The sequence below is a fragment of the Streptomyces sp. NPDC059994 genome (genome assembly GCF_042737755.1).
GTDB lineage: Bacteria > Actinomycetota > Actinomycetes > Streptomycetales > Streptomycetaceae > Streptomyces.
On sequence record NZ_JBHWUR010000029.1, the window covers coordinates 66,974 to 76,973 of the forward strand.

The window sequence follows — 10,000 nt, forward strand, 5'->3', positions numbered from 1 at the left end:
CGTCACCCGCCCGCCGTCACCCGCCCGCCGTCACCCGCCCGCCGTCACCCGCCCGCCGTCACCCGCCCGCCGTCACCCGCCCGCCGTCACCCGCCCCCCGTCACCCGCCCCCCGTCACCCGCCCCCCGTCACCCGCCCCCCGTCACCCGTCGTCGATCAGCCGCCCCCCGTCACCCGCCCCCCGTCACCCGTCGTCGATCAGCCGCTCCGCCGACAGCGCCCAGCGGTACGTGAGTTCCGCCAGCGTCGACACCTGCCACAGCTCACGCAGCTTGCCGATCTCCTTCGAGAGCGTACGCAGCCCGATGCCCAGGCGCTGGGCCGTGATCCGCTGCTCGATCCCGGCGGCCGTGTCCCGCAGGATCTCCCGCTGGAGCCGGGTCGTACGCGCCCCCGCCGCCACGTCCGAGGCCCGCGGATCGCCGTGCCAGATTTCCGCGCGCCGCCACTCCTGGTCGAAGCCCTCCGCCATGTACGCGACGGCCGCCCGGTCCAGGACGTGCCAGGCGGCATGGCTGGGCACCGAGTTCACGATGTGGTCGGAGACGAACGCGGTGCGCCGGTCCACGATGATGCACCGCTGGAACGGCCCGATGAGCGTACGGAACTGCGCGCCCTTGCCGGTCATCACCCGCGCCCACTGCCGCGTCGCCTCGTCGTCGCGGACACTGTCGCGGTACAGCGTGCGTACGCTCACCCCGCGCTCCAGCGCCCGGCTGTCCCGGTCCATCGCGATGGCGAGCAGCTCCCGGCTGCGCGGCCCGCCCGGCTGGGCCGTGAGCAGCTCGCCCTGCGCCTGGCTGATCGCGTGCTCGATACGGGCGTTGACCAGCCCCGGCTCCGTCAGGAACTCGGAACCGCGCCCCGAACGCCACTTGGCCCGCTCGAAGTGCACGCTCAACTCGTCCGCGTCCTCGGGTATCGCCGCCATCCGCGCCGCCCGGGCCACCATCTCCCGCAGGTCCGCGTCCAGTTGCCGCCGGGCCGCCTCCTGCGGGTCGAGCGCGATCGGGATGTCCGGCAGATCGGCGTCGACCGCCACCAGGCCGCGCTCCCGCAGCCGGGCCAGGACCGGCCCGTCCTCGGGGGTGAGGGGCTCGTGCCGGGTGATCCGCCCGTACAACTCGACCGCCTCCGGCGGCAGACGGTCCGTACGCCGCGCCGGATTGTCGCTCTCCACCTGGTTCGCCCCCGTCGGTGCGCTGCGTGCGTACGCCCGGCGCACACACGCAGCCGCCACCGCTTGATCGCCGCCTGTCGGACCAGGCAGCGTACCGGTGGGCCTGTACGGGACCCGGCCCCGCCGGTACGCCCCGCCCGGTCCCGGCCGAAAACGCTCGCACGGACGGCCGATGTTCGATCCCGGTCCGTCCGTAGGACGTTTGTACGACGGGGAGGGTGCTGCCACTGCTCCCCCACCGCCCACACCACGGCGTACGAGAGGAAGCACCGATGCAGCACCGCGAGGCACCCACGGCAACACCCGCAACACCGCTCTCGGCCCACGGCGCTCCGCAACCCGCCCCGGGCGGACGGCGGGACTCGGCCTGGGGCTGCTGATCCCCGCACCCCGCATTCCGCACCGGCACAGCTCACCGCGGCGGCATCCCTCCTGCCGGGGGGCCGCCCACGCATGGGGAACACGTTTCATGGACAAGGTTGCTCTGCGCGGCCTGCTGCGCGAACGCCGCGCACTCATCTCACCCGAGAGCCACGGCCTGAACCGGCCCACCCGCCAGGGCCGGCGCGCCCCCGGCCTCTCCCAGGCCCAGATCGACCAACTGCTGCACCGCGCCCCCGACACCTACGGCCGTCTGGAGTCCGGCCGCTACGGCAACCCGCCCGCCGACCTCCTCGAAGACGTGGCCCGCCTGCTCGGTATGAACGAGCAGGAATGGATCGCCCTGTGGCGGTACGGACTCGGCCAGGATCCCCCCTACCCCCTCAACTCGCGGTCCGGCGAGGAGATCCCCGGGGTCTGGCAGGAAGCCGTCGACGGCATCACGCACATGGCGTACGTCCACGACCGCTCCTGGAACCTCCTCGCCTTCAACTCCGCCTTCGCCGCCCTCTTCCCCGACGGCCGCGCCCCGCACAACACCATGCGCTGGATGGCCCTCGACCGCACCGCCCGCTCGGTCCTGGCCGACTGGGAGAACACCTGGGCCCCCTTCGCCCTCCCCCATCTGCGCGGTGCGCTCGCGGCCGATCCCCACGACGAGACGCTCAAACAGATCGAGAAGGAAGTCCTCACCGACCCCGTCACCTCCCGTATCTACGACCGGGCCGGCGCCTACCTCCCCCTCGACGGCGAGGAACGCCCCCTGCACCACCTCGCCCTCGGCCCGGGCTGGGTCACGCTGTGCGCGGCCCAGCCGATGGCCGCCCCCGGTGCCCGCATGACGATCCTTGTCTTCCACCCCGGCGAACGCCGCCGGCACACCCGCACCCCGATGCTCCGAGCAGACCCCCCGAGGCACCCATGAGCGTCCTGGACCTGTTCCTCCTCCTGCTCTTCATCTGCTGGACGTCGACGTCGGCAGCCCTCCTCACCGACTACCGCTCCCTGCGCACCCGCCTCAGCAAGTCCCACGCCCGCAACGACCCCTACGCGATCCGCCACCGCGGCAAGATCCTCGCCGCGCTCTCCTGGGGCGGCGTGGTGACGGGCATCTACGGCCTGCTGGGCGTCCTGTACGTAGCGCTGACGTAGGGCACGCCCAACCGGACGAGACTCAAGCCCCACCTATCACGCCGTGATAACCCCAAGAGGCCGAAGCTGCCGGCGGAGAGCCCATCCTGCGTTCGTCCCGGCCCCGGGACGCCGCCACCGGTGCTGAGAATTCACGTACTCCGAGGGAACGTTTCGCGCGGACGGCTCCTCAACACGGCGACGGAATTCCCTCGCCGACGTAGGAGGATCAGGACCCATGCCGTTCGGGCCCCACCGCCACACCCCCGCCCCGACCCGTGCTGCCGCGCTCGTCGCGTCGGTGCTCACCGTGGACGCTGCGCTCCACCTGTACTGGACGACGGGAGCCACCTGGCCCGCGGCCGACGACAAGAGCCTGTCCGACGCGGTTCTCGGGACGGACGTGCCGTTCACACCACCGATCCTGCTTCCTCTTGTCGTCCTCCTCATCACCGCGGCTGCCTTCGTCCTCGCCCACGCTCGCCGGCCCCACCACCTGCTGCTCCGCATCGCCACCCTGGCCGTGGCCGCAGGCCTCTCGCTGCGCGCCCTGGCGGGGATCTACTGGCTGTTCGCCAAGGAGACCGGCACCGCCTTCTACTGGCTCAACCTCATCCTCTACACCCCGCTGTGCGCCGTCCTGGCCGTCGCCGCCCTGCGCGTGGCGCGGTGGAAGGATGCGGCCCGTGCCTGAGGAACAACCCGAGGACCGGACGGTCCGGCTCGTGCGAGCCGCCCAGCGCGGCGACACCCTGGCCATGGCCGAACTCCTGGACGTCCTCGCCCCATACGTGGGTCGCGTCTGCGCGCCCATAGCCCTGGGCCAGGGTGCGGACGCCGCTCAGGAGGCCCTGGTGGCGGTCTTCAAGTCGCTGCGCACCCTGAGGGACCCGGCCGCACTGCACGGCTGGGTCCGTGCCATCGCGGTACGGGAGGCGATCCGCACCGCGCACCGCGCCGCCCGCACCGTACCGGCCGATCTCAGCGCGCTTCCCGCCCGCGGCGACCCCCAACTCCGCGCCGACATCAGGGACGTACTGGACCGGCTCTCCCCCGAGCACCGCGCGGTGCTGATGCTGCGGGACGTCGAGGGCCTGGACGAGCGCACCGCCGCCGCGCTGCTCGGCGTGCGCACGGGCACCGTCAAGTCGCGGCTGCACCGGGCCCGCGACACCTTCCGGAAGGCGTGGACGTCATGAACGAGCCCTGGCCCACCACCGACCTCGACCCGGTACGCCGCCTGCACGCCTTGGCCGGCGGCATTCGCGGGGCCCACGTGACCGAGGCGCACATCGATGCCTCCTTCGAACGGGTCTGGGCCCTGCTGGACGACCTGGAAGGCACCTTCGGGCAGGTCGTGCCCGACATGGAGCGGCTGTGCGTCGTCCGTCGGCAGGGCGAGCGCGTGGAGGCGCTGGCGCGCAGCAAGTACGGGATGCGGGCACGACTGCGTGGGGTGCAGCGCCCCGGCTGGTGCTGGCTGCAGAGCCGGTTCCTGCTGCTCGGTGTGGCTGCGGCGCCCGACGGACAGGGAACGCGGGTGGCATTCACCGGAGGGGTGCGCCTGCCGGCCCGCGCCGCCCTGATCCCCCTGGGCGTGCGTCGTGAGGGCAGCCGCAGCGTTCAGCGCCTGACGGCCCTGCTGTGACCGGGAAGATCCCGGCTCCGGGTGCTCGGAGCCGGCCCACGACCTGAAGCAGACGTGCCGCCGGCGGACACGGTGGGAGAACCTGATGACGCGAGGCTGACCTATCACGGCGTGATAGGTCAGCGGCCGCAACCGAGTCGGAGGGGCCGAGTTATCACGGCGTGATAGGTCAGCGGCCGCAACCAAGTCGGAGAAGCCGAGTTATCACGCCGTGATAGGTCAGCCTCCCGCACCGGGGCTATCACGCCGTGATAACTCCCCTCCCCCGCCCAGCACTTCACCACCAAATCGCCTGATTCACCCCAATCACCCCAACTTTCTCTCCCGCAAAGCCAGAAAGCTAACGTGTCAGTCCATCAATCGATCTACAACGTTAGTAGAGTTACGTTCATGACCTCACCTGCCACCAGAAGCGACCGGGAGAAGGTCGTCTCGAAGCTTCCCCTGCGGCTTCGCCAGGAATTGAAGATCCGCGCGGCACAGCTCGGAGTCGACATCCAGGAAGCCGTCGAGACGGGCATCACGACCTGGCGCAGCCTCGGCTCGAACCTCTCCCCCATCGACACCTCCGGCGCAGAATCGTTCGCCACCTTCCTCCCCGCCGCCCAGTGGACCGGCTTCCGCGCCGACTGCAAGGACCGGGGCGTCTCCCTCATCCAGGGCCTCGCCCAGTCCGTACAGGTGTGGCTCGACCACCACCCCGCCCCGGCCGTACGGCGGCCCGCGATCGTGCGGCGCATCGTCGTCTGCAACCAGAAGGGCGGCGTCGGCAAGACCGCCATCACCGCCGGGACGGGCGAGGCCCTGGCCGAAGACCCCACCGTCCTCATGCCCGTACGCGTCTCCAAGCACTTCGCCGCCCTCCTCGACGAAGCCAACGAGGCGGACACGGACAGCAGCGGCGACCGCTACGACCCCCTCGCCCTCGAAGACCTGCCCGGCCTCGGCCAGCGCGTCCTGCTCGTCGACTTCGACCCGCAGGGCCACCTCACCAAGCAGCTCGGCCAGCAGCCGCTGCCCATGGGCGGGGACTCGCTCACCAACCACATGGCCGGCGACGCCAAGGGCGAGCTGCGCGAGGTGATCGTCGCCATCGACGAGGACCGCTTCGGCGACCGCCTCCACCTCCTGCCCGCCTGCACGGACGCCTTCCTCCTCGACGTACGCCTGGCATCGGTACGCGCCCGCGAAGCCGCCCTCGAACGCGCCCTGGCCCCCGTCGAAGCCGACTACGACGTCATCCTCATCGACTGCCCGCCCAGCCTCGGCCTGAGCATGGACGCCGCCGCGTACTACGGACGCCGCCGCCCCGACGAGGTCCCCGGCAACTCCGGCACGCTCATCGTCGTCCAGGCCGAGGACAGCAGCGCGGACGCCTACGACCTGCTGACGTCGCAGATAGAGGACATGCGCACCGACCTCGCGCTCGAACTCGACTACCTCGGGATCGTCGTCAACCACTACGACGCCCGGCGCGGGTACATCGCCACCTCCTCCCTCCAGTCCTGGATGGACATCAAGGATCCACGCGTCGTCGGCGTCATCGGAGACCTGAAAGAACAGAAGGAAGCGGTACGGGTCAAGCGTCCGCTCCTGTCGTACGCCCCGCGCTGCGACCAGTCCGTCGGGCTGCGCGCCCTCGCCCGGGAGATCAGCAAGTGAGCAAAGCCAAGGACCTCGGAGCAGGCACGTCGTTCGGCCAGGCCCGAGCCGTCTCCGCCCGGCGCGCAGCCATCGGCGCCGCGACCGACGCCCCGACCGCCGGCGTCCCCGACCCCACAGAGCTCCCCGTCGGCCGCATCAGCCAGAACCCCGACAACCCGCGCGAGCAACTGCGCGACCTGGCCGGCCTGGCCGACAGCATCCGCGAGATCGGCCTCGTCAACGCCATCACCATCGCCTCGGTCGAGGCCTATCTGCGCGAACGCCCCGACCGCGCAGAGGACCTCGACCCCGACACCCGCTATATCGTCATCGACGGCCACCGCCGCCTGGCAGCCGCCAAGCTCGCCGGTGTACCGACCGTCCGGGTCAGCGTCGACAACGCCCTCGTCTCCACCGACGAGGCACTCCTCGAAGCGGCCTTCGTCGCCAACGTCCACCGCGACGACATGAACCCGCTGGAGCAGGCGAACGCGCTCAAGAAGCTCGTCGAGTTCTACGGCTCCCAGAACCGCGCCGCCAAGAGGCTCGGCATCGCCCAGTCCACGATCTCCTCCAAGCTGTCGGTCCTGGACCTGACCCCCGAACTCCAGGCCGACCTGGTCGAGGGCCGCCGCAAGGTCGAGCACGTACGGAACCTGTCCAAGTACACCGCCGAGCAGCAGCGCGAACAGGCCGACGCCCGCGCCGCCGCATCGGACGAACGCCGCGAGGCGACCCGACGCGCGGCGGAACTATCACGCCGTGATAGCTCCTCGATCGTCCCGGACCTCGCACCGGACGGCAGCACCTCGGCCATCGTCGCCCTGGCACGCGGCCAGAAGGTCGAGCTGCACCCCCGGCCCGAACCCGGCGAAGCAGACGACCTATCACGCCGTGATACCCCACCGACCGACCTGGCCCCCTCACCCCCTGACAGCCCTGCACGCGACACCGACCTATCACGCCGTGATACCCCCAGGGCCGACGCGGACCTATCACGCCGTGATAACTCCACGCCCGATGCCGACCTATCACGCCGTGATAGGTCGGAGGCCGAACCCGACCCCCTCCACGGCAGCGACCTCCCCGCCCCGCGCCCCGAGACCAACTCCGGCCCCGGCGCCCGGCCCGTCGTCAAGATGCCGTGGAACGACGGCGTCGCCTGCGCCGAAATCGCGATCTCACGGATGACCTCCGCCGAGCGCAACCGGATGCTGGAACGTCTCCAGGAGGAGGCGGCCCGGGAAGCCATCAGAACGGAACCGGCAACGGCCGACTGACGGCCCGGCGGGCACCTCGGAAGCCCACGAGGAGGCAGCCGGATTATCACGGCGTGATAGGTAAGGAGCCCATCGGGCATCAGCAAGTGACCTATCACGCCGTGATAACCGGAGCCGGGGGAGCCCTCAGCGCAGATGTGCCGGCAGTAGGGCGGTCAGCCGTTCGGGGGTGCGTAGCGGCAGGTAGTGGTCGGCGGGGGGATGACCTGGCCGTGGCGTTGGGGAGGTCGGCGATGCGCCGGTCGGCGATGACTTCGATCTCCGGGTGGTCGTGGTCACCATGGACAACCAGGGTTGGCGCGGTGGTGCGGCCCAGCCTGGATTCGGCGTCGCGGCCGGGGGAGTGCGGGAGGAACCGCTCGCTGGTGACTCGCCTCGCTGGTGACTCGCCGCCGTGGCGCGTCTCCTCCACCATCGCCTTGATCGGCTCTCCGCCAGGAGCCCGTGCGCCCCAGGGACGCCCAGATGGAAAGCTCCGGCTCGGCCGGCGCGGCCGCGTCTGCCGTGCGGCGGGTGGCCGCGTAGGCGGCTGACTCCGCGTCCCGCGGCCAGACGTGTCCGCTTACGGAGACGCCGGCCAAGGCCGGCGCGCTCACGTGGTCCGGGTGGGCGAGGGCGAAGTCCAGGGACGTTTCCCCGCCCATGCTCAGCCCGACGAGCGCGGCTCGGGGCAGGCCGCAGTGATCCAGGAGACGACGCGCAGATCTTCGAGGCCGCTGTACGGCTTGTCCGGCGTAGCGGACCGCCCCCGGGCACCGCGCGCGCCCGTCGAGCGTTGCCTGCAACTGCGGCGGAGTCGCCTCCCCGCACAGGTCTGCCGGATTCACCTCGATACCGATGATCTGTAGATCGGATGAATGAAGGCAGAAAACGACATAACGGCATAGACCCGACTCGCATAAGGGGGCCTGTAGCGCCCGTTCGGGAGGGAGTTGGTGTGATCGGGTCGGGGAGCCTGTGCGGGGCCGTCAGAGGGCAGCACAGCGCCGCGTGGTTTCGGGATCCGCCTTTTTGGCCTTGAAAACGGCCTGGAAAATGGACTCCGGCCGACGGCCCGTGGATCCGGCCCGCGTCACGGCCGGGGGACAGGACCTGTCACCGGCCGTCGACTTGACGTCGGGCTGCTCCGACTCCGCTCAGCCGGAGCGGACAGACCAGCTGCCTGCCATCAGTCGTCTGCCGTACGGTGGCGCGATAGGTATCACCTCGGCCTGGGCCGTCAGCGCCCACCGTGACAGCGTGGTGGACGAACTCGCCCCGCGGGTACTGCCACTGATCGCGGAAGAGCGCGACGTTCCGTACGCGCGGGAACGGTGGCAGCGACGGCAGCGGGCTCCGCTGCCGAGTCACCGTACGCGGTACGGCGCGGACGCCGAGACGGCCGGTGCCGTCGACTCGTTCTTCGAGCTGACCGCGCCCGGTGAGCACATCCAGCAGCTGTACGGAGGCGCGGGCCCGGAGGACGACTTCTGGATCGTCGACGACGTAGGGGAACTCGACGAATCCCCCGACCGGTTGTTCCTCTCCGTGCAGAGCAAGGACTTCGCGCCGAGGGCCCGGCTGGTGCGGCAACTTCCTGCTCACCCCGGCGCAGGTGCGCGCGACCCTGCCGGAAGTCGAGCGAGCGTTGACGCTCACCGCCGGGAACGAGCCGCGGCCGACGACCAGAACGGGCTCGACGGGAGTACGGACGACAACGTTCTGGACGGCTTGCTGCGCCGGTGGCGACAAGCGGCCGAGGCCGACCCGGCCTGTTCGGGGCCAATCTCCAGATCTACTGAGCACAGGGGCCGACGGCGGGGGAGAGGCCGAAACAGCGCAGGTGGTCGGTTTCCGGCTAGTCTGGTGCGGCCGGCTCGCCGGAGCCAAGTGACTCACTGGCACGGCTCACCGGCCCACCGCAGGCGAGAGGACGACATCCGTGACAGTCGAGTACAGCCTGGCCGACGCCCAGCACCTCCCGTACGTCAAGCACAGCCTGCTCGAAGTCCACACGGAGGCTCGGGCTTCCGACGCCGAGCAGTTCGAGGCGCGTCTTCATGCGGCCGCCGCCAGGCCCGGCTGGACGACGGCCATCGGATACGAGGGGGGCCGGGCCGTCGGGTACTGCCACGGCTTCTCCCTCGCGGCGGACACCGACTGGTGGGCGAACGTGATCGTGCCCTTGCCGGAGTACGTCACGAGGGAGAGCGGGCAGCGGACGGCCGTCCTCAGCGAGATCGTCGTCCGCGAGCCCTGGCGCGGCACCGGCGTCGCCGCACAGCTCCACGACATATGGCTCTCGCTCCGGCCGGAGGAGCGCGTAACGCTCCTGGTGGACTCCGCCATCGGCGGCGGAGCGCTCCAGACCGTCTGCGAGACCTGGGGGTACCGGAGCGTCGCCAACCACCGAGGACCCGGCGACCTCACCGTGTACACGGTGATGATCCGCCCCGTACACCGCCCCTGACCGGCGCGCGCACGACTCGGCTGCCGTAACGACCCGTGGGGCAGGCCGAGTTGGCGTGACGGCGGGGCGGGGGAGGGGCAGGCAGAGGGCCTGGCACCGGTGGTTCTCCGGCACGCCGATGAGGGGTGGGCCGGGGCCCGGAGTCGCCCCAGGGCTCGCGCAGCGCCGCACACCCACCCATCAGCCGCCCCCTAAGGGTTGTCCCGTAAATGATCTTTGAGTCACCCTGGGCAGGGGTCGGTCGCGGTGCGGTCTGCTCGCCTATCCGGCGAGGGCGAGGTTGTGCA

11 protein-coding genes are annotated in these 10,000 nt (G+C 71.0%); 8 read left to right on the forward strand and 3 right to left on the reverse strand.

What is annotated here, in order from left to right:
- Window positions 1-184 precede the first annotated feature (184 nt).
- A complete protein-coding gene (locus tag ACFWA7_RS17275) occupies window positions 185-1,180 on the reverse strand; it encodes a hypothetical protein (protein WP_385543551.1) in 996 nt (331 codons plus the stop codon).
- A 469-nt stretch (window positions 1,181-1,649) separates the two neighbouring features.
- On the opposite strand from ACFWA7_RS17275, the gene ACFWA7_RS17280 reads away from it, so the two are divergent.
- The 7 genes from ACFWA7_RS17280 to ACFWA7_RS17310 all read left to right on the forward strand — a co-directional run bounded on the left by ACFWA7_RS17280 (window position 1,650) and on the right by ACFWA7_RS17310 (window position 7,264).
- Complete coding sequence (locus ACFWA7_RS17280) at window positions 1,650-2,486, forward strand: helix-turn-helix domain-containing protein (protein WP_385543548.1); 837 nt, start codon at window positions 1,650-1,652, stop codon at window positions 2,484-2,486.
- A complete protein-coding gene (locus ACFWA7_RS17285; protein WP_385543545.1) occupies window positions 2,483-2,713 on the forward strand; it encodes a hypothetical protein in 231 nt (76 codons plus the stop codon). The genes ACFWA7_RS17280 and ACFWA7_RS17285 overlap by 4 nt, the downstream gene beginning before the upstream one ends.
- A gap of 217 nt (window positions 2,714-2,930) precedes the next feature.
- Entirely contained in the window at window positions 2,931-3,386 is a 456-nt protein-coding gene (locus tag ACFWA7_RS17290; RefSeq protein ID WP_385823675.1) for a DUF3995 domain-containing protein, read from the forward strand.
- Window positions 3,370-3,891, forward strand: a complete 522-nt coding sequence (locus tag ACFWA7_RS17295; protein ID WP_385823677.1) for an RNA polymerase sigma factor — start codon at window positions 3,370-3,372, stop codon at window positions 3,889-3,891. Before ACFWA7_RS17290 ends, ACFWA7_RS17295 begins: the two co-directional genes overlap by 17 nt.
- Window positions 3,888-4,340 (forward strand): hypothetical protein, encoded by a 453-nt coding sequence (locus ACFWA7_RS17300; RefSeq protein ID WP_385543536.1) that lies wholly within the window; start codon window positions 3,888-3,890, stop codon window positions 4,338-4,340. The genes ACFWA7_RS17295 and ACFWA7_RS17300 overlap by 4 nt, the downstream gene beginning before the upstream one ends.
- 390 nt (window positions 4,341-4,730) lie before the next feature.
- A complete protein-coding gene (locus tag ACFWA7_RS17305; RefSeq protein ID WP_385823680.1) occupies window positions 4,731-6,002 on the forward strand; it encodes a ParA family protein in 1,272 nt (423 codons plus the stop codon).
- Window positions 5,999-7,264 (forward strand): ParB/RepB/Spo0J family partition protein, encoded by a 1,266-nt coding sequence (locus ACFWA7_RS17310; RefSeq protein ID WP_385823682.1) that lies wholly within the window; start codon window positions 5,999-6,001, stop codon window positions 7,262-7,264. The genes ACFWA7_RS17305 and ACFWA7_RS17310 overlap by 4 nt, the downstream gene beginning before the upstream one ends.
- 275 nt (window positions 7,265-7,539) lie before the next feature.
- Here the strand turns inward: ACFWA7_RS17310 and ACFWA7_RS17315 are convergent, their stop codons facing one another.
- Both ACFWA7_RS17315 and ACFWA7_RS17320 read right to left on the reverse strand, forming a co-directional pair.
- Window positions 7,540-8,091: an alpha/beta fold hydrolase gene (locus tag ACFWA7_RS17315; protein WP_385823684.1), complete on the reverse strand. Its 552-nt coding sequence runs from the start codon at window positions 8,089-8,091 to the stop codon at window positions 7,540-7,542.
- Between the two features lie 268 nt (window positions 8,092-8,359).
- The gene (locus ACFWA7_RS17320) at window positions 8,360-8,995 is read right to left on the reverse strand and encodes a hypothetical protein (RefSeq protein ID WP_385823686.1); all 636 of its coding nucleotides are present in this window, start codon (window positions 8,993-8,995) and stop codon (window positions 8,360-8,362) included.
- A gap of 190 nt (window positions 8,996-9,185) precedes the next feature.
- On the opposite strand from ACFWA7_RS17320, the gene ACFWA7_RS17325 reads away from it, so the two are divergent.
- Window positions 9,186-9,713 carry an N-acetyltransferase gene (locus ACFWA7_RS17325; RefSeq protein ID WP_385543527.1) on the forward strand — a complete coding sequence of 176 codons (528 nt, stop codon included), beginning with the start codon at window positions 9,186-9,188 and terminating at the stop codon, window positions 9,711-9,713.
- Window positions 9,714-10,000 lie beyond the last annotated feature (287 nt).